Source organism: Psychrobacillus glaciei, from assembly GCF_008973485.1.
In the GTDB taxonomy this organism is placed as follows: domain Bacteria; phylum Bacillota; class Bacilli; order Bacillales_A; family Planococcaceae; genus Psychrobacillus; species Psychrobacillus glaciei.
In genome coordinates, this window is record NZ_CP031223.1 from 2,330,985 (window position 1) to 2,350,493 (window position 19,509).

The window sequence follows — 19,509 nt, forward strand, 5'->3', positions numbered from 1 at the left end:
ATTGTAATACAACTTTTAACGCTAATTGTTCAAAACACTATAACAAATATTTTGACATTCCTATAGAACACATTAACTGTTCTATTTAAAAAATCCCAATTTTTGGATATTATAATTTATTCATCATTATTAATGTGTTAACATTTCTATGAGTATAGCTAACATAAGGGGGTGCTATTATGGTCAAATCATTAAAGGGTCAATTCATTCTTTCATGCTTTACTTCATCGATGTTTACCATTTATATTTTTATGCTGTTCAATACACCAATTCAAATAGATAACGTACAGGTAAATATTTGGATATTTGCCGCATTGGCAGCGGTTTTTAATTTAGGTGTACAATCACAAAGGTATTTTCAATCCAAAAAAACAGCACGGTAATATGGTTGTACAACTACTTTGATGTAATGCTGTTATTTAGTAAAATAAAAGTTAGTTAATAAACAAATGGATCAATGTGGCCAAAATTCAATTTACTTAGCGCTTTTGTTGGTTTGGAATAAAGATTGATTAAAACACAGCTACAAATGCTGATTCTAATAGAAAATCATAGCCCCTATTTTGAACAAAGATTGTTCAAAAAGGGGCTATTTTTTATTCCTGTATAGCGCTTTTTGTAATAAAGATTGATTATTTCGGAAAACGAATATTTAACTAACGCACCCGTTAGTAATATTAAGTAGTGGTTTTTGTACTTTGGTTGTTTGATTTTATCGCAAAATAAGAAGCAATTAAAAATAAAACTCCTCCACCTATCCAACCAATTGTCGGTGCGTAAGTCACAACATTTTTCAACAACATACCCGTAGCAATTAAAAATGCACCTAGAAATCCACTCATCATTGCATAACCTCGATTTTTAGTCATTATTATCACCTCCATTTTTAATTTGTGAATTTTCCTACTTTAATCAAAATAATTTTTCCTTACTCTAATTATAGCCTTTTGAACATTAAAATTAGTTTGTTTTTTCGAAAAAATCAGGTTTTAGTTTTAATAAGCTTATTAAAGTAACCTGCTGCGTTAGTTCAATAAGAAAAAAGAGTTACCTAAACATCCGCACCTTCATAAGGAACAATTACACCTTTAATGAGCTTTAACTATTAAATCATTGCCTGCATCTTTTTTACCTTCATATATTACATTATCCTCATATGACAAATCGAAGTCCGCATTGTAGATGTCCCAAATATCATTATTGTTTGAATGAGTTGCTATAATGTCTAATATTTTCTTAAACTGATTAGTTGCTTCTTCATTTGTAGGAGGCTCTTTGAGGAGAAGCCTAAACTTAATAATTTTTTCCCCGTCAAACGCTGAAACGCATTCAATACCTTCCTTCTTAAATTCCTCCTCTGATTTTGTTAGTGCTTCACCAATATTTATCTTAGGATGTTGGTTACATCCACTTAAAAAGAAAGATAAAAATAAAATAACAAATACAAATTTTGAAGAATTTTTCGTCACTGATAATCTCCTCCATTAAATTTACTCCAGAATTTTGTATTCTACTAAACTCCCTCTATAAACATTGAGATATCAACGGTTTTCATCACTTCGTGATTAAAGAAAAATATTTTTCTCTTCTCTGGCAAACAGAGTCTTGAATTTATAGATTTTATTACCAAGTTGAGCTTACGCTTCGCTAAAACTAATGGAAATCATTAGCTTTTTTCTCCATTATTTCGATGCATAATGGATCTCTGCGATGCTTATGACGACGTACCCTCCCATGTCTCTTAGCGTCAACGTGCTTACATTCCTTCGTTCGGTCTATTCATAAGGCAGAGGCCTGCTAAGCTGCCCCGTTAGTAAAAAGGGCTTTACTCCTTATTGAAGTAAAGCACCCGTTAGTTTAAGTACATTTATTCACAAGCAGATATCTGACTTTACCATGAAACCACATTAAATGGGTTATACTGCACAAACTAACGGTAAAGGAGAGATAATAAATGAAAAAAATATTGCCTTTAGTGACACTTGCTTTTTCTATCTACCGACAAAGCACTCGAAGAACATTTCGGCAAACCGAAGCAGTATTATTGCCAACAGATTCTCAAAATCGAAAAGAAGATAGAACCCTCCCACTTTAATGTCACCGTGCAGTTAATAACATTTGAAGGTGCTCACGATTTTCCATTTGATTTAGTTACTATCACTTTTAGTAATAAAAATAGTATTGAATGGCGAACTATTGATATCAAAAGCAGAACGTTAAAACCAAACGAAATAACTAATATAACTAAGGGGTGCTAGCATTGATGGTGCAGGAATTCTTTGTGATAAAGGCACTATTTCCTTTTCTTATTCAACTAACCTGCGTCTTTAGTTGAATAAGAAAAAATGCTTTACTCCTTCTTAAACTAAAGCACCCGTTAGTTTAAGTACATTTCTTCACAAACTGTTTTATTCACTCTCACTGTTTGAGTTATTAAAAATACTTAGCATCCATGTTAAACCTGCAACAATTTCAATCAAATTGCTACTAAAAACTTTTAGAGACCAACTACCAAATGCGTATAATGGCATAATTAACGAAAAGAGAAAACAAGGAATGGATACGCAAATAAGTAAAGGTAGATTTATTTTTATTGACCATTTTTTTATAAAAATAAGTGAAATGTAGATACCCCATATAAAGTGAATAATAAAGTTAGTCCAATCAATCATATAGAAATGGGAGCTATCTTTAATTTGATTTTTAATATCGAAACTGATGATTGTTAATAAAAACAATCCAATAACCCAAATTAATTTCCATATATAAGTTGACCACTTTTTCATGAACAACACCTCCTTAGCGTTTTTTATAATTGTAAATACGCTCCAAAACGAAAAGAGTTCCAAAATAATCCCCCTATTATCAAGCTAAGTGCCAATAACCTCTTATTAAACTAAACTGCTGCGTTAGTCAAAACACACCCTATGTCTATAATTCTATTAAACTGGCAATAATCCTTTTAATATTACTATTTTAGGGGGAGTAAAATTGTTACTGTCAAAAGCATGGGCTTCGTTTGAAGCTGATAAGCGAATAGAGAGCTTTTCGCCACAAACGTTGAAGGCCTACCGATTACAGTCTTTGCTACTAATTGATTATTTTAAGGATGTAGAGATAGAGTTACTTGATACAAATCAACTGAAAGAATATCTCGCTATATCCGGCAAGCATTTAAAACCAGCTAGCCTTGCACATCGCATTCGTTTTATGAAGTCATTTTTTCGTTGGTTCCACGAAGAAGGGCTACCTGAGTAAGAATCCAACTTCTAAAATCAAAGAACCCAAAGTGGGAAAGCGGATACCTAAATATTTAACCGAACGGGAGATCGAACACCTTCGTGAATCCTGTCATTCACCAATCGAAAAAGCGATTTTTGAATTCATGTTTTCTACCGGTTGTCGAATTGGAGAAGTAGTTGCGTTAGAAAAGAACCATATTAATTGGTCCAATCAATCCGCGATCGTGAGAGGAAAAGGAGATAAGGAAAGGGAAGTTTATTTTAATACACGTTGCGACATATGGCTTAAACGCTATATAGAAAGCCGTAATGATCATAATTCTGCTATTTTTATAACAGCCAGACAGCCACATAAAATGAGTATCGCCCAAATGCGATACATCATCAAGCGGATTTCCAATCGTGCGGAAATTAATAAAGAGATTCATCCACACCAACTTAGACATAGCTATGCAACTCATTTGTTGAATAACGGAGCTCCTATTGAAGTGATACAAAGTCTTATGGGGCATGAGAAAAGTGAAACCACAAAGATCTATGCTCAGTTAAGCGGAAAGTTAAGAAAAGAGTATTATCAGAAGTACTTTTAAATGTAAAAGGAGCAACGTCTTAAAGAACGTTGCTCTATTTGACTAAAGCACTCGTTAGTGGAATATCAATTTATTTTTTATCTCTTATTTCTTCCAGTATTTCTATTACACGATTGTTTTGTTCTTCAATAGATTTTAACCTTTTTTCAATTATGCTTGAAGAGAAAAACACAATTAGTACAATAGCTATTCCAATTATTAAATCCATTTCTATTCCCCCTGTATAAATCATTGTTTATCTATGTATTTTTAGTTAATACTACATACGTTTCAAATGGCTTAAAGTTACATGCTTGTTCAACTAACCTGCTGCGTTAGTTGAACAAGGGTAAATGGAATTATTCTATTATATATTTATCAATTTCACTAAAAGGATAGTAATGTTTTAATTCTGATTTATTTATATTAAGCTTTATCGCATCATTAGTGAGAATATACTCCATTTGGTTCACCCCGTCATGTGCATAATAGATATATTTCACATAAGGTTCATCTTCAAAAACTACAACTACATAATATGGAGGCAATTTTACTCCATATTTTCCTTCAACAGATTTTATCTCTTTCTTTTCATATCCCTTTTCATTCACAAGATAACTAGTCACTCTTTTTTCATATTCAGTTTTTGTGTTTTCTATTTTCAGATGTATGAAGAAAATCCCACAGATAAGCACAAGAAAGATGAGTAAAATTATTATTACTTTCTTACTCAAAATCTCACCGTTTTTAAACATAAAAACACCCCTTGTCTTGTACCATTCTTCATTTCATTCATTACTTCCTTCTTCAACTAACCTTCGGCTTTGGTTGAATAACAATAAAAGTTGTCACTAACTAGCCTAGTTCTGCTAAAGCACCCGATAGTTGAAGAAGAATTTTAAACTATTCCTTTACTTCAATTATGGCTTCATCGTCACCAACTATTTCAAGCACTGGCTTTTCATATGCTTTTGAAACTACACTTAATTTCCACTTTAAGTCTTCTTTACTCTCTCCACTCATAACATTTTTACCCCATATCCAAGAAGTAGGTACATCGTTCTCGTAATATACCTCGCATATCTCATACGAAATATAACCATTTTCCCAATCCTTTTTTACTATTCTATAATTCCAATAATTACTCATACTTTAATTCCCTTCTCCATTTAGAGTAAAATATCTATCTTTGGAGATAACCTTCTTAAACTAAACTGCTGCGTTAGTTGAATAAGGAAGGTACACATTATGTTCATATTGTTTAACGAATAGCTGAGTTCTAATTGTATTTCCTACCTAGACTATTACTTATTTAACTTTAATCTTCACCATATCATTTTTGGTACTCAATTATTAAATAGTAATAATAAATGAATTACCGCAAGGACTCCCATGAAATAAATAATTAATCTGGAGAAGGTATTCTTAAATCCATTACGAAGGTGCTTTTCAAAAAATAGATGCAGAATTGCATGAATGATCAAAAATGCATCTATGAACCAAAAAGTTATTATCTGATATTGACTGAAAAGTAAGGAAAGTATTATTGTGTACAGAGGAAGGTGAATAAACGTGAAGACTTTATAGGCTTTAGAATCTTCCATATCTTTAAGTACTATAAATAATATCCACTCCGAACGTCTTACAGCATCCATTTCGTGCAAAAGAAATAAAGAAAAGTTAAACAAAAATAGTACAAGCAAAAAATCAGGCATATTAATCCTCCTACAAATCTATAACTTCATGGTACTATAGTTTAATAAATTCATATAGCAAAATATGTCACTTTTTAAAATGAATATCTGCCTTAAGTTCGAATAATTTCTCTACAACTAGTAACTCCTTACGACTCAATTTGTTCCTTCTGCGATATAAAAAAGCCAACAAATAGTATGTTGACTTCAGTAATACTTATTAAACTAAAGCACCCGTTCGTATTATAAGGTTAGTGAACTGACCTAGCGATATGAGACACATATAAAACACCTTTTTAGGCTGCCGCAATGCCAAATTCTTTTGGCGTAAGGTAGCCTAATTTTTCTTGGATACGTTCTTCATTGTAATGACGAATATACTCGTCAATTCTTTGCACAACACTGACATTACTTAATGAATTAAACTTGGCTAGGCTAAACTCTTCTGTTTTTAAACTAGAATGAAAGGACTCAATTACTGCATTATCCCAACAGTTTCCACGTCTGGACATACTGCTAACTAAATGGTTTTCCTTCAAGGCATTTTGATAAGCATACGATGTATAGACACTTCCTTGATCAGAATGAACAATAACTCCTTGGGGATTTCCGCGAGCTATTAACGCTTCACGCAACGTATCCATGACTAACGGAGTCTGTTGATGATTATAAAGCTTATAAGTGACAATTTCATTGTTATATAGATCCATGATCGTCGAAAGATATAATGTGACGCTACCATATTGAATATACGTAATATCCGTTACCCATTTTTCGTTCGGTTTACTAGCTATAAAGTTACGATTCAATACATTTGGAGCAATTACTACTGACTCACCTTGAGATTTCCATTTTCTTTTTTGTTTTACTTTGCATTGAAGATGAAACTTTTGCATGGTTTTCTGAACGGTATTGCGGTCTAATTTGATTCCATAATCTCTTTTTAATAACGCCTTTATTTTACGATGACCATTACGGTATTTCGTTGTCTTACATAGCTCGATGATTGCTTCTTCTGCTAAGGTTAAAAACTTCTCAACACCTTCAGCTAACCAACGATAAAAGCTGGAACGTGGTACTTCTAAGGCTGATAAAATGGCACTTACTGTATAGTTTTTCCGAAACTTTTCCACGATTTGAAGAACTATGTGTTTTTCAACTCCTTTATCATTTCCAAATACTTTTTTAGAATCTCATTCTCCATTTTTAAATGGTTCATCTGCGTATCTTTCTTCTCCTCTTCACTCTTAAAATCAGGTCCATGCCCGAACGTATATTGTTTCCCAATCGGTTGGTCAAAACGATGAATTTCATTCGCTCTATACCATCTCATCCATGTCTCAACTTGAGATTTATTCTTAATTCCGTATTTCTCCATAATTTCTTTCGTTGTTAGCTTACCACTCATTTTTTCTTTGACGACTGCCCATTTAATCTCACTTGTATACACGTTTTTGCCCATGCAAAAACACCTCCGATTTAAGTACTTGTTTTAAGTGTACCATTACCGAAGGTGTTTTATATTGTCTCACTATTTTAGGTTAGTCCATAGCCAGATATTTCTGGTTGACCTTTTTTTATATCGATATATGATTGCGGTAGCCGGGGTAGAACGTAAGCACCCGTGGGGCTATTGATCCCGTCAACTAAACAGTTCGCCCCCTACTTGTAGAAACATGATTGAGGCTGGTTGGGACTCTGATCTCGTATAACAAGCGAAGCTATGATACTACATGGAGGAATAGGGGTTACCGGTTAATTGTATGACAAGGAGGAAAATAATGATGAATCCAGTAATTGGTCTGGATGTGGCAAAAGGCGAAAGTCAGGTTCAAGCATTCTTAGATAAAAAACAACCGTATAAAAAGAGCTTTAAAGTAGCACACACACTGGAAGGGCTGACAATTCTTTTAGAGTTTATGAGAGAAATAGAAGTGGCTTCTGGAGAAAGGCCCCCCATTGTTTTGGAATCCACTGGCCACTATCATACACCAGTTGTCCAATTTTTCGAAGACAGAGGTTATTTAATAATCATGGTTAATCCACTCGTTTCGTATCGAGCAAAAAGTTCCAGTTTACGTAAAGTAAAGACAGATATCATAGATGCTCGTCATCTCTGCGAGATGTTTTATAAAGAGGACTTAGAGCCTTATAAACAGCGAGGGATCCAGCTCTTAAATTTACGTCATCTTACAAGACAACATGAAAATATTACAGGTATGTATGTACAAACTAAACTACAATTCCAATCCGTTTTAGATCAAGTATTTCCTGAATACTGTGGGGTCTTTGGAGATCTTTATTCAGATGTCTCCTTACTGACCTTACAAGCATTTCCTACTTCTGAGGAAGTGATGGCAACACGTGAAGAAACAGTCGCCAAAAAAATAAAGGAATTCTGTAAAAGTCGTTCTCAAAAATGGGCAAACAGTCAGTCAGAAAAGTTAAAAGCTGCCGCAGATCGCAACCCATTCCAGAAAACCTTATACAATAGTCTTATCTTAAGCATAAATATGTATATTAAGATGCTTCTAGAATATAAAAAACATCTATCAGATCTGGAAAGAGAGATAGATGCTTTAGCGAAAAGCATGGAAGAATATAAGATTCTCCAATCCATCCCCGGTATTGGTGAGAAAATCGCAGCAACGATTATTTCGGAGATTGGGGAGATTGATCGGTTTAATCATCCTAAAAAGTTAGTTGCCTTTGCAGGAATTGATCCAAGTGTTTTTGAATCTGGTACATTCAAAGGTACTTTGAATCGGATTACCAAAAGAGGTTCTAGTAGACTACGACATGCCTTATATATGGCCGTTAAAAGTGCCATTCGTGATAGTCGCAAGAAGAAAACGACAGATGAACTCATTCCTCGAAATAAGAGGTTAAGGGAGTTTTATGATAAGAAACGTGAAGAAGGAAAGCCCTTTAAAGTAGCTGTAATAGCATGTGCAAATAAGCTTATACATTGGATTTATGCACTTTTAAAAAACAATTCACTTTTCCAAGATCTTACCTAGTATTAAAATATAACTAAAAAGCCTAAACCTTTCCAAATACAGAAAATTGAAAGGTTATTTGGCATGCACAATTTTAGTATAGCATGAACTAATTTGTTTTTTATTAATAAATATTGACAAACTATTGGCTGGTTTAGTTGAAGAACTCAAAATTACTTATGTTAATTTAAAGTAAATTATCTCTGGGTCTCCTTCATCTAAATTTTCTACAAATCCACTTTGTATAAATCCATTTTCTTTAAATACTTCCTGCATTCTTTTATTTGATTGATTGGTTGAAGAAAATATTTTCTTAGTAGGCGATATGCTTATAAAATACTCCATAAGGGCTGATGCATATCCTTTTCGTCTTTCAGTTGGTTTAACTATTATCAGGGATATAAAGCTGCAATCAAAAAAATGAGTATCAAAAATTAAAAATCCTACAAATGAGAACTCGTTTTTAATAGCTATACATCTTTCTTCCTCAATAGCTTTTTTTATGTATTTTCGTCTGCTATCACTACCTATTACTTCTCTATCGATATTCAATATTTCATCTAAATCGTTTAATTGAGATTTAACCAAAGATTCCATATAGAAGCTCCCCTCATTGAATTTTGACTTTATTAAAACATTTACTTGTTCAACTAAACTGCCCCGTTAGTTGAATAAGAAAAAAGAGCCGCCTTAGTAGCTCAACGACTTTTACTAACGCACCCGTTAGTTGAACATAAAGACTTACACAATAATTAATTATTTTTTGTTTTTTAACTCTAAAAGTATAGGAGCTATATTTAATAAAATGGATATAATCGTCAAAACCCATAACATTGTTTCCATCGTAGGCACTACATCTAATAAAGCAGACCAATCTTCCCCTTTTACCCACTCCGATACAAGACTGTATTCTGCACAAAGTATTAATGCCGTAAATGATAATCCTATCGCCATAGCAAGCTTATAATCCTTTCCTGCTTTATACATATAAAGATTAATAAAAGTTGATACTATTGCAATAACCCCAAATATTATCCACATAACTATACCTCCCCCTTAAATTCTTTTATTATCTACGATAGGCAATAATTCCTTCTTCCACTAAACTGCACCGTTAGTCAAAACAGACCATATGTCTATAATTCTATTAAATTGGCAATAATCCTTTTAATATTACTATTTTAGGGGGAATAGAATTGTTACTAACAAAAGCATGGGCTTCGTTTGAAGCTGATAAGCGAATAGAGGGCTTTTCGCCACAAACGTTGAAGGCCTACAGATTACAGTCTTTGCTACTAATTGATTATTTTAAGGATGTAGAGATAGAGTTACTGGATACAAATCAACTGAAAGAATATCTCGCTATATCCGGTAAGCATTTAAAACCAGCAAGTCTTGCACATCGCATTCGTTTTATGAAGTCATTTTTTCGTTGGTCGCACGAAGAAGGCTATCTGAGTAAGAATCCAACTTCCAAAATCAAAGAACCCAAAGTGGGAAAGCGGATACCTAAATATTTAACCGAACGGGAGATCGAACACCTTCGTGAATCCTGTCATTCCCCAATCGAAAAAGCAATTTTTGAATTCATGTTTTCTACTGGTTATCGAATTGGAGAAGTAGTTGCGTTAGAAAAGAACCATATTAATTGGTCCAATCAATCCGCGATCGTAAGAGGAAAAGGAGACAAGGAAAGGGAGGTCTATTTTAATACACGTTGCGATATATGGCTTAAACGCTATATAGAAAGCCGGAATGATCAGAACTCTGCTATTTTTGTAACAGCCAGACAGCCACACAAAATGAGCGTCGCCCAAATGCGATACATTATCAAGCGAATCTCCAATCGTGCGGAAATTAATAAAGAAATTCATCCACACCAACTTCGACACAGCTACGCAACTCATTTGTTGAATAATGGAGCTCCTCTTGAAGTCATACAAAGTCTTATGGGGCATGAGAAAAGTGAAACCACCAAGATCTATGCTCAGTTAAGCGGAAGGTTAAGAAAAGAGTATTATCAGAAGTACTTTTAAATGCAAAAGGAGCAACGTCTTAAAGGACGTTGCTCTATTTGACTAACGCACTCCGTTAGTTCAAGAGAGCTATAAAGCAAGCATTTATTTCTTTTCCCAATTATGCATATATAAATTTGAAAGTTTAACTTCTATAATGGAATCTTTTTCAATATCAACATCTACCTCTTTATCATCCGTTAACAACAAATAAAATCCAAATGAATCTCCATCCCTATAATTTAAACCAGATGAACCAGATTGGTATATTTTAAAAGAATCACCTTGATATGTTGCTGTTGCGTTAACATGATTAATAGATGTAAAACCATTATCGATTCGTGCATGTTCATTTCCAGATACTAATGTTGCCCCTCTTAAACTATAATTTCCACTCGACCTAAAGTATACTTCTGATTGACCATTGACCAATACTTTTTCTACGTAAACTTGGTTCTCCCCATCATCATAAAGCACTTTCCCCTCATTACTATCAATATTATTCAAATCAATCTTAACAGAATATTCTCCATCAACTGGATATGAATGTAATCGATAACCTTCAATATCGTTGGCAATAACACTAATTCCATTTATCCATAGATTAAGCCATCCACTTATCCAAAGTATAAATGCAATTGTACCTATACCAATTATTAGCATTTTAAAATGTTTTTTTTTCATTAAATCCCCCCTATTGAAAAATTGTAATGTACCGTAAAAACCCAAATATTTATTAAACTAAACTGCTTCGTTAGTAAAAAATGCTCTACTCCTTATTGAAGTAAAGCACCCGTTAGTGAAAAGAGGATTTTAATTCTCCTTATTTTAAAAAAGTTTTTTATTGAAGTTCTTTATCTGTTTGTTTTCTTTAGTTTTCTCTATCACTTTCTCTAAACATTATTCGATATGTTTTAAAGTTTTTTCGTGCTTCAGTAAGGGAATAGTCAAAATTAGGACCTCCCCATACTTCATCCGCATGAGGATCGTCTTGCCCATCATCCTGCCACTTACAAACTTTACATATATCATCATTACCTCGTTTTTCTAGTGTGGGAAATCTACAACAAGGACATATTGCTTGTTGCATCTTGTTCTCCTCCAATATTTTAAGTTGTAGGTTTCTTCCTGTTCTTCAACTAAACTGCTGCTTTAGTTCAATAAGAAAAATGCTTACTCCTTCTTGATGTAAAGCGCCTGTAGTCGAAGAAGAAACTCAGTACTGGTAATAATTAAAGCAGTACTTTTTTTTCAATCGCTTTTATCCTATCTTCTAATTCTTTATTTTTCTTTCTTACTTTGTCTACATAAAATGCAGAACTAAAACCAAACCCTAAAGCTAACCATGTAATAAATTCCATTTTCAATCTCCTTTCATTCTCATTTAAAAATTGTTATTTATATCCAGATTATAACACCTCTTATTGAACTAAACTGCTGCGTTAGTTTAATAATTATTATGCCTTTTCATATTTATTGAGTTAGCAGTAGCGAAATTTTCCATATATTCATCAAAGTTATCTGGTTGAAAACGAAAAATTTTCCATTTTAATCCTTTTTTCAACCTGATAAACACCGACTTCTGGTGCCAACCAATTCTTTTAAATTCAATCAGTTTTATATTTTCTTTATTTACTCTTCTTTTTGAAATATTCAAACCAAATAGAGAAACTACAAAAGACAAGCTACTATCATTTATCACAAATTGATATTTTATCTTTGTAAAAAAGATGAAAATTATAGCTAAAATCAAGAAAATCAACCACTTGGAGATTATAAAAACAACTAACATAATAAAGAAAAGCAATAATAACGGCACTTTTGAATCCACTGCATTAAAACGCAATATTCATCCCTCCCTCGAAATATTTTACTATAAAATATCAATACCCTTATTAAACTAAACTGCTTACGTTAGTAAAAAAGGCTCTACTCCTTATTGAAGTAAAGCACCCGTTAGTAAATTGAATGACATCATTTTTTAGCCTGTTTCTTCTTTTCGATATAATACCAAGAGTAATAAATAATCCAGAAAATAATTATTGCTGAAAATCCATAAGAAAAATTATCTGTGTAGGTAAGTAAAGCTATTGCTAGAATCAAAAAAGGTGGCATAAGAATCCAATATTTTTTGTTTTTGAACATACAATTACACCTTTCGTTCTGTAGTGTTTTTCCATTGTATTTATTATTTCAATCTTCAACTAACCTGCTGCGTTAGTTAAATAAAGAACTTAATATCAATGGTGAGATAATTAGTACAAAAGAAACTAAAACTAGTGTCCATGAAACAGTCTTTGAAAGCTTTTCTCTACCTTTTCCTTTATACCACCCAGAGAATTGCCACTTATTCCTATACAAAACAAAGAGTAGCAACAAAATAGCTATTCCACCCGACAATGAGTAATTTTCGTATATTCCGAATCTTATATATGTGTTTCCTATAATCGTCGCACCCAAAACACCGAAAAATGTAAAGATAATTATTATTCGTACTAGTTCTAATAAAATTTTCAATTTTATTCCACCTTCGTAATAGAGTAATCCTTTTTACTCTTTCGTAGTCTATTGTTCTATTATTACGAGGTTGTTGAGATGTTCCCCATATAATATTTACTTCGACAACTTCCTATAAGCTCCTTCTTCTTCCTCTTACCAGTTAAGCTAATCCAAAAAAAAGAGCCGTCTTAACAGTTCTATGATCTTCAACTAAGCACCCGTTAGCCATACATCCAGCACAAAATCAATGCTGCACCACAGAGAATGAAAATGGTTAGAGGAGTCAATACTAGTAGTCCACCGAAATCAATAGACTTATTAATCTCCGCTCTCCTCTTTTTTTTTACGATTAAGCAGGGGTCTTCTTAAGTATTGTCATTTTTCTTTACTTGAAGAAATTAATTTTCATGGTAGTTCAACAAAAAAGACTTCACAACTGGCAATAAAGGTTTATTTCAATCACATTAGTTATTTTTTTATCTTTATACTACCTGCTTGGATTAAGTGTTATATTCTCACTTTCACCATCTATCATTACAGTAAAAATAAGTTCTGAACTATCAATTTCGGCATATGAACAACCCCATCCACAACCCTTTTTAAACGCTGTACCTTCTAATATTCCCTTATCATTTAAGTAAGCACTGCCCCCAGATGATGATGTTTTATAATCTACCTGATAATGAACTTCCTTCTTCAAAAGTTCTTCTAAATTTTTGCCTTTAAATTCTGCAGCATAATTTCCCTCAACTAGCTTATTATTCTTATTGATATTAAATTTTACTGTCCAATTTTCACTTTCCCCCAAAAATGTTGAGGTTTTGCCATTATAAGCTAAAAGAAATACTACCAACAATAAAAAAAGGACGATAGAAACAGTTTTACGCATTTTTATCTCTCCTCACCATATTCCTTATTTTAACTATATCTATTCGACTTTTTTTCTAAATTTCCTTCTTAAACTAAACGTTAGTAATAGGTAAGCATTTGATGTTATCTCCAGCTTTTCCCCTACTCCGCACGGAACGTGCCAGTTTCCAAGCATTCCGCGTTCCATCTAGCGATGGTATTATTAATTATAAGTTTCAAGTTACTCATGTTGATTTGGGTTATTTGATTATTTCTAGCTCACATTTTTCTCGATATTTATTGATTTTTTCTAACATCGATTCAGTGATACCCAAAATTCTTATGAGAGTATTCGCCTTAATTTTGTCTGTCATATGGATTAATTCATGTACCTCTTTTTGGAGGATACGTAAATTATTGAATTTGTCGTTTCCACCAAGATGCTTAGGTATATAATGGTGGCAGTGTACGTTTTGTGCTTGTAGGAACATGCCAGTTATTTCACATTTCCCTTTCTTCATACTGTATCGACTAATCCGATTATCCATATATTCGACACTTCGTGTCGGTATGTTTGATTCCATTAACAATACTATTTCCTGTTTTATATCTTTACTCAACCGTGTAGATATTTGTACTCGACCTTCTTCGGTAAATGGGGTTATACTTTGAGTAAAAGCCATCACATTTTTAGTTTTGATGATCCCGAGAGGGAAGAGGTATAACCCGGCGATTTTATACGTTTTAGAGCCTAAGCCATAGAACTTTTTATAGACAGGAGGCGGGTTGTTAGGATGTTCATATTTACCGATAGGTTTAAGACGATTGTACATAGATGCACCTAGTTCGTAGGCAAGTCGTGAGAACGCTAAGTTGACGTGAGTAGCTCTGTTAAAATAATTGTGTAACCCTAAGACAAAACTATTAAAGCGCATAGCATTTTGAGTAGTTGGCGATGTTCGGAGTATTTCTAATCGTTTCTTTGCATCCGCTTTAATTTTCTGCATCTTTTCAGCTTTGACAAACGTATGTGCAACTCGCTTTTTTCCTTTGCGATTGGCACGTATTGTGAAGCCAAGAAAAGCAGACTCATGCTTACGCAGATTAATAATCTTCGATTTTTCTGGTGAAATATCAAGTTTTAAACGTTCTTTTAGATAAAGCTTAACCGCATGATACCACTTTTCAGCAGTTTTCCAATCTCGACAAATGATTTTAAGGCAAGTAGACCACTGGAACCTCCCCAGTAGCCCCTCTCAGAACCGGACGTGAACCTCTCAATTCATCCGGCTCCCATTATTCAGCCGTAGGCTTAATACCTAGTTCCCAATGTTTAAAGAGCTTAGGATTCTGAATAGCAATCCTACCCATAAAACGTTCCGCATTTTTCTTATGACGAGCAAGTCTTTTATATTTCTTTCTTGCCCACATGATTAAGGCTTTATTAATATGCCTTAAACTAGCATACATTTCGGATTTGTAGAACTTCCCATAGTAATTAATCCATCCTTGAATAGCTGAGTTAAACATCATCGATAAGTCAAAGAGTTCCTTATTTGCCTTCAATTGCAGTTTCCAACCTCTTACTTTTTGTCGGATTGATTTCTTGGATTTATTACTGATAGCGGGAGTGAAATTCACAAAGTGTTTTCCCCACCTGTTTTTCGACAGTCTCGGTCTGAACGTATACCCTAGAAAATCAAACGATATATTTTCATGCTCTTCTTTTCTATCTGCATCCTTGCAATAAATAATTTTGGTTTTAGTTGGATGAAGTTCGAGCTTACATATATTCATTCTCTCGTTTAGAGATTCAAGTAACTTCTTCGCTTCTTCCTCTGTCTGACAGTGGATGACTGCGTCATCTGCATATCTAGCAAATGGATTGTTAGGATGATTGATTGCCATCCATTTATCAAACGTATAGTGAAGAAATAAATTTGCTAATACCGGACTTATGACCCCACCTTGCGGTGTGCCAGAGATACGTTCTATTATTCCTTCTTTCGTTTGAAACGGGGCTCTTAACCATCTTTTGATGTATACCTTTATCCACTCGACTTTTGTATGCTTTTCTACCGCTCTCATTAATAAATCATGGTCTATATTATCGAATAAACCTTTAATATCGAATTCAAGTACCCAATTGTACTTCCAACATCTTTTCCGAGTGATCTCTAACGCTTGAATGGCACTTTTCTTCGGTCTGTATCCATAGGAATCTTCATGAAAGAATGGCTCTACCGAAGGTTCAAAATATAATTTCACTGTCATTTGTGCAATTCTATCCGACACAGTTGGAATTCCAAGTGTCCTTGTACCCCCAGCTTTCTTGGGTATTTCTACAGCTTTAACAGCTGGAGGAAAATAACTGCCAGATGACATTCGGTTCCATATTTTATACAGGTTATCTTTGAGATTTTCTTCAAACTCTGCTATGGATTGCTCATCAATTCCTGCTGACCCTTTGTTTGCTTTAACTCTTAGAAAAGCTTCATATACTACGTTTTTGGATATAACATACGGCTTTTTTTTTATGCATAAGTTCCTCCCAGTTTGTTGGTTGACTTGTTTATAAAACTGAATAATATAACCCCTTTGCTCCATCTCCGTTAGGAGATTTCATTGCTACTACGAGTTATTCCGCCCCTATACATGGCATTGGTACTCTGATTCTTGTGGGGCTTCCACTTGAAATTTCTCCCTTAGCATCCATGTCGTAGGTTCCCACGTTCCACACAAAAGCCTGTATTAAGTTCACGCCGCCTTTATACCGGTCACCGAACGGACAGTAAACAGGTTTCCTCCGAACTTATCCTGAGTTAACGACTCCCCCTCAGTTTTGATGACATCTCTACGCTTTCGATACTTCATCAGCGGTTCAATGATTTTCGTCTCCTTAATACATACCTGACAGAGTCATGCTCTGCCTTTTCCCCTAACGCTCAATACCATAGCTTTTGACTATAGCACCTTAGGGCGGTTTGCAATCTCTACCTGTATAGCGATTGCGAGAGGCCTTCTCTCATCTTAAGTGCAGCATAGCTTACAAAGTTTACTTTTTAAGCAAACTTCGTTTGCTTTCGTGGCACACAGTCATCAGCATACCTAACTATGTAGCCTTCTTTTAAGTGAGTGCGATTCTTTGCAAGAAGTTGACCTCTAGTTTTAAGTGATTTATGAAGGGGAAATAGTTCCCATTGATCCGCTACCCATTGGTCCAATTCATTTAGTACAATATTAGACAACAACGGTGAAAGTAGGCCACCTTGTGGAGAGCCTTTTGTCGGAATACCTTCTCCATCCACTTCTGCTTTTAGCATTTTAGATATACAGGCTAGGACCTGTCTATCCCGAATACCTAAATTCCATAACTGCTTAATAAGCAATGTATGATTGATATTATCAAAGAATCCTTTTATATCGATATCTACAACGTAATGTAGTTTCGACCGATTAATTAGAAATTGAATTCTCGCCATCGCATGATGAGTAGACCGTAAAGGTCTAAATCCGTAGCTATGTTTATAAAAATGAGCCTCCGCAATCGGCTCTAACACTTGTTTAAAGCACTGTTGTATGATTCTATCGAGGATGCATGGGATACCTAAAGGTCGCATCTTGCCATTATCTTTCTCGATTAGTTTACGTCTAACCTTCTTCGGGCGATAATTTTTAAGCTTACTTTGTATTTCTTGTACTAATTCGTACTCCGAACGTTTCTCTATGTCTACAATAGTTTTACCATCTGTTCCAGGGGTCTTTGACCCTTTATTTGACTTAATTATTCGATACGCTAATAAAATATTGTTCCTCGACGTGATGATGTCGTATAGCAGATGGAATGATTCTTTATTTTTGGCTCGTTGATGTAAGTCTGCAAAGGTGTCTGTCATCCCGTAATAATCCCAATATCGAAGAGCTTGCACTGTGGCATCATTCCTTTTGAAGTGATGTTCCCACGTTCTTACCCGACCGGTGCAATGCACAGTTGAAAAATAATTATTACTTATCGCTAGACTTGGGGCTGTTCCTCCACCTCCATTACAGAGCTTTCACTGGTTGTACCCCTACCCTCATAAGGACAAATGCATTTCGCCATACCGCTTATAGCAACCGTTTCGGGTGACAGCCCTTGAGTCAACGTTCCTTACTTTCCAAGTCCCTTACAACCTAGCTATATTTTTTTCTAAACTTAGGTGCTTCCTGTAAGCCTGTGAGCTGGATACCGCCATTGTTCGGTATAACGTGTTTCATAGAAGCAATTTTTACTCTACGTCACTCACCCCATCGTTGGATGGTACACAAGTTTCCTTATGTTCTAACTTTAGACCTGTACCTCCGGAAGTTCGTCTATTCTTTTCCACAAGAAAATTCTCACCATATTTAGTTTTTCAGCCATCCGGCATATCCATTGGCATACCTTTTCCTTGAGGAGTGGCTTCAGCCTTTGTTCTGCCGACTTTACCTGAGCTTCAGACCCCATAATCTGTCCATTATGACGCATGCAGGAATCTTAATGGGATAGTTTCAAAATACATGGTTTTATCATTTCTATCCTCGGTTATAAAGTTAGGATTTCCGAAGAAATCCCTTGTTTTTTCACACATTAGTGTTTATAACAAAACTTGTCGCGCTGCTTCGTTAGTTTAAGTGTAATGTTTCACAAACTTTCATTACGAATGGTTTCTGATTATCCTTTTATTGGTCTTTCAAAAATCAATTTTCGTTGTATATTGCCCCATTAATATAATAAGTTCAACAAAAAGAGCGTTAATCCCTCCATTCCAGAATCAACGCTCCTATTTATTTCAACCGTTTTCTCAAAACTTTATTTTAGGTTCAACTCGTCCATAAACAACTTTTACTTCCTTTATTTCTTCTTTTTGATCGATTTTAGTCGTTTTTGCGTTAATCCTTCTTGGTTCAACGCCACCATTTCTTTTGCTATATATAATTCTGTATCAAGAAACACTTTTGAATTTTTGCTACTGAAAGTACTCCTGTTGCGGATACCATCACCTGCAAATGTAAAGAATATCCTAATTCAAGGTTCTTACCTTCTATACAAAAAATAATTTGGATATGAAGAAACAGATTATCTAATAAAAAAGAGAATTAATGAATTCCTGATCCGTATGGAGATAATGAAAAGTTTGGATCTATGACAAAGGGGCATTCAGCCTTTTTCCAACAAGGTAATTTTAGTGAAGTTGGCATATTAAAAATAGAAAAGCATCCTGAGGTTTTGAAATATAGATGCAACGCTTGGAAAAAAGTTTAACGGTTTATAAAAAAAAATGAAGCATTTTTAATGAGTTGATACTAATTGTTAGTGCTTAGTTATTTTATATAAAGTAGAATTTTTATAATCGTATAATTCACACGAGTTTAGGAATCAAATCTAGCAGTTGGACTTGAAATTGTATAAAGTTTTCAGGGATAAATAAAGTGATGGTGAAGATTTCCAAAAAGCTAAATATTAAGTGCTATAACATATTAAAAGACTTGTCTTTGGAGACAAGTCTTTTAATATTACACCTGCTTTTTATTAACAAGTGTTGGGTTAGTATTTTCTTTAATTTAAAATTACATTAGAGTTGGAGATACGCATTTTCAAGTAAGTCTATAAATTAGTTGAG

Annotated in this window: 22 protein-coding genes and 2 pseudogenes; 5 read left to right on the forward strand and 19 right to left on the reverse strand. The window is 34.1% G+C overall.

Going from position 1 to position 19,509, the window contains the following annotated elements; all coding sequences use genetic code 11:
• Positions 1–179 precede the first annotated feature (179 nt).
• Complete coding sequence (locus tag PB01_RS10825; RefSeq protein ID WP_151700216.1) at positions 180–383, forward strand: hypothetical protein; 204 nt, start codon at positions 180–182, stop codon at positions 381–383.
• 294 nt (positions 384–677) lie between these two features.
• Here the strand turns inward: PB01_RS10825 and PB01_RS10830 are convergent, their stop codons facing one another.
• Positions 678–869, reverse strand: a complete 192-nt coding sequence (locus PB01_RS10830) for a hypothetical protein (RefSeq protein ID WP_151700217.1) — start codon at positions 867–869, stop codon at positions 678–680.
• Between the two features lie 219 nt (positions 870–1,088).
• Positions 1,089–1,469: an IolE/MocC family protein gene (locus tag PB01_RS10835; RefSeq protein WP_151700218.1), complete on the reverse strand. Its 381-nt coding sequence runs from the start codon at positions 1,467–1,469 to the stop codon at positions 1,089–1,091.
• Between the two features lie 513 nt (positions 1,470–1,982).
• Between PB01_RS10835 and PB01_RS21925 the strand changes: the two genes are divergently transcribed.
• Positions 1,983–2,258 carry a DUF3888 domain-containing protein gene (locus tag PB01_RS21925; protein WP_151700219.1) on the forward strand — a complete coding sequence of 92 codons (276 nt, stop codon included), beginning with the start codon at positions 1,983–1,985 and terminating at the stop codon, positions 2,256–2,258.
• A 150-nt stretch (positions 2,259–2,408) separates the two neighbouring features.
• Here PB01_RS21925 and PB01_RS10845 read toward each other — a convergent pair whose 3' ends face one another.
• Complete coding sequence (locus PB01_RS10845; RefSeq protein ID WP_151700220.1) at positions 2,409–2,786, reverse strand: hypothetical protein; 378 nt, start codon at positions 2,784–2,786, stop codon at positions 2,409–2,411.
• A gap of 205 nt (positions 2,787–2,991) precedes the next feature.
• Between PB01_RS10845 and PB01_RS10850 the strand changes: the two are divergent.
• Positions 2,992–3,832: pseudogene (locus PB01_RS10850) on the forward strand (tyrosine-type recombinase/integrase).
• Positions 3,833–3,902: 70 nt separating this feature from the next.
• Here the strand turns inward: PB01_RS10850 and PB01_RS21035 are convergent.
• The 5 genes from PB01_RS21035 to PB01_RS10870 all read right to left on the reverse strand — a co-directional run bounded on the left by PB01_RS21035 (position 3,903) and on the right by PB01_RS10870 (position 6,967).
• Positions 3,903–4,040 carry a hypothetical protein gene (locus tag PB01_RS21035; protein WP_225986014.1) on the reverse strand — a complete coding sequence of 46 codons (138 nt, stop codon included), beginning with the start codon at positions 4,038–4,040 and terminating at the stop codon, positions 3,903–3,905.
• A 130-nt stretch (positions 4,041–4,170) separates the two neighbouring features.
• A complete protein-coding gene (locus tag PB01_RS10855) occupies positions 4,171–4,566 on the reverse strand; it encodes a DUF3139 domain-containing protein (protein ID WP_151700221.1) in 396 nt (131 codons plus the stop codon).
• A gap of 148 nt (positions 4,567–4,714) precedes the next feature.
• Positions 4,715–4,960: a hypothetical protein gene (locus PB01_RS10860; RefSeq protein WP_151700222.1), complete on the reverse strand. Its 246-nt coding sequence runs from the start codon at positions 4,958–4,960 to the stop codon at positions 4,715–4,717.
• Positions 4,961–5,157: 197 nt separating this feature from the next.
• A complete protein-coding gene (locus tag PB01_RS10865) occupies positions 5,158–5,526 on the reverse strand; it encodes a DUF6713 family protein (RefSeq protein WP_151700223.1) in 369 nt (122 codons plus the stop codon).
• 275 nt (positions 5,527–5,801) lie between these two features.
• Positions 5,802–6,967, reverse strand: a protein-coding gene (locus PB01_RS10870; protein ID WP_151700224.1) for an IS3 family transposase whose coding sequence is annotated in 2 segments (ribosomal slippage) — positions 5,802–6,691 and positions 6,691–6,967 — 1,167 coding nt in all. Because the reading frame shifts where the segments join, the coding sequence is not laid out codon by codon here.
• A 322-nt stretch (positions 6,968–7,289) separates the two neighbouring features.
• Here PB01_RS10870 and PB01_RS10875 point away from each other — a divergent pair.
• On the forward strand, positions 7,290–8,525 hold the full coding sequence (locus PB01_RS10875) for an IS110 family RNA-guided transposase (RefSeq protein WP_151702027.1): 1,236 nt from the start codon (positions 7,290–7,292) through the stop codon (positions 8,523–8,525).
• A gap of 156 nt (positions 8,526–8,681) precedes the next feature.
• Here the strand turns inward: PB01_RS10875 and PB01_RS10880 are convergent, their stop codons facing one another.
• Together PB01_RS10880 and PB01_RS10885 are read right to left on the reverse strand one after the other, a co-directional pair.
• A complete protein-coding gene (locus PB01_RS10880) occupies positions 8,682–9,101 on the reverse strand; it encodes a GNAT family N-acetyltransferase (RefSeq protein WP_151700225.1) in 420 nt (139 codons plus the stop codon).
• 159 nt (positions 9,102–9,260) lie between these two features.
• The gene (locus PB01_RS10885) at positions 9,261–9,545 is read right to left on the reverse strand and encodes a hypothetical protein (RefSeq protein ID WP_151700226.1); all 285 of its coding nucleotides are present in this window, start codon (positions 9,543–9,545) and stop codon (positions 9,261–9,263) included.
• Between the two features lie 155 nt (positions 9,546–9,700).
• On the opposite strand from PB01_RS10885, the gene xerA reads away from it, so the two are divergent.
• Positions 9,701–10,540, forward strand: coding sequence for a site-specific tyrosine recombinase/integron integrase (gene xerA / locus PB01_RS10890; RefSeq protein WP_151700227.1), 840 nt, complete (start codon positions 9,701–9,703; stop codon positions 10,538–10,540).
• An 84-nt stretch (positions 10,541–10,624) separates the two neighbouring features.
• Here the strand turns inward: xerA and PB01_RS10895 are convergent, their stop codons facing one another.
• The 9 genes and pseudogenes from PB01_RS10895 to PB01_RS10930 form a co-directional block, all read right to left on the reverse strand.
• Complete coding sequence (locus PB01_RS10895; RefSeq protein WP_225986015.1) at positions 10,625–11,203, reverse strand: hypothetical protein; 579 nt, start codon at positions 11,201–11,203, stop codon at positions 10,625–10,627.
• Between the two features lie 187 nt (positions 11,204–11,390).
• Positions 11,391–11,609, reverse strand: coding sequence for a CPCC family cysteine-rich protein (locus PB01_RS10900; protein WP_151700229.1), 219 nt, complete (start codon positions 11,607–11,609; stop codon positions 11,391–11,393).
• Positions 11,610–11,751: 142 nt separating this feature from the next.
• Positions 11,752–11,880, reverse strand: coding sequence for a hypothetical protein (locus tag PB01_RS21645; RefSeq protein WP_264158142.1), 129 nt, complete (start codon positions 11,878–11,880; stop codon positions 11,752–11,754).
• 86 nt (positions 11,881–11,966) lie between these two features.
• On the reverse strand, positions 11,967–12,365 hold the full coding sequence (locus PB01_RS10905; protein ID WP_151700230.1) for a hypothetical protein: 399 nt from the start codon (positions 12,363–12,365) through the stop codon (positions 11,967–11,969).
• Positions 12,366–12,736: 371 nt separating this feature from the next.
• The gene (locus PB01_RS10910) at positions 12,737–13,036 is read right to left on the reverse strand and encodes a hypothetical protein (RefSeq protein ID WP_151699915.1); all 300 of its coding nucleotides are present in this window, start codon (positions 13,034–13,036) and stop codon (positions 12,737–12,739) included.
• Between the two features lie 469 nt (positions 13,037–13,505).
• Positions 13,506–13,907 (reverse strand): hypothetical protein, encoded by a 402-nt coding sequence (locus PB01_RS10915; RefSeq protein WP_151699914.1) that lies wholly within the window; start codon positions 13,905–13,907, stop codon positions 13,506–13,508.
• Positions 13,908–14,127: 220 nt separating this feature from the next.
• The gene (locus PB01_RS10920) at positions 14,128–14,874 is read right to left on the reverse strand and encodes an HNH endonuclease signature motif containing protein (protein WP_225986016.1); all 747 of its coding nucleotides are present in this window, start codon (positions 14,872–14,874) and stop codon (positions 14,128–14,130) included.
• Positions 14,875–15,163: 289 nt separating this feature from the next.
• On the reverse strand, positions 15,164–16,474 hold the full coding sequence (gene ltrA, locus PB01_RS10925) for a group II intron reverse transcriptase/maturase (RefSeq protein WP_151700232.1): 1,311 nt from the start codon (positions 16,472–16,474) through the stop codon (positions 15,164–15,166).
• Between the two features lie 488 nt (positions 16,475–16,962).
• A pseudogene (locus tag PB01_RS10930) lies at positions 16,963–17,796 on the reverse strand (reverse transcriptase domain-containing protein); the annotation flags it as partial.
• Between the last annotated feature and the right edge of the window lie 1,713 nt (positions 17,797–19,509).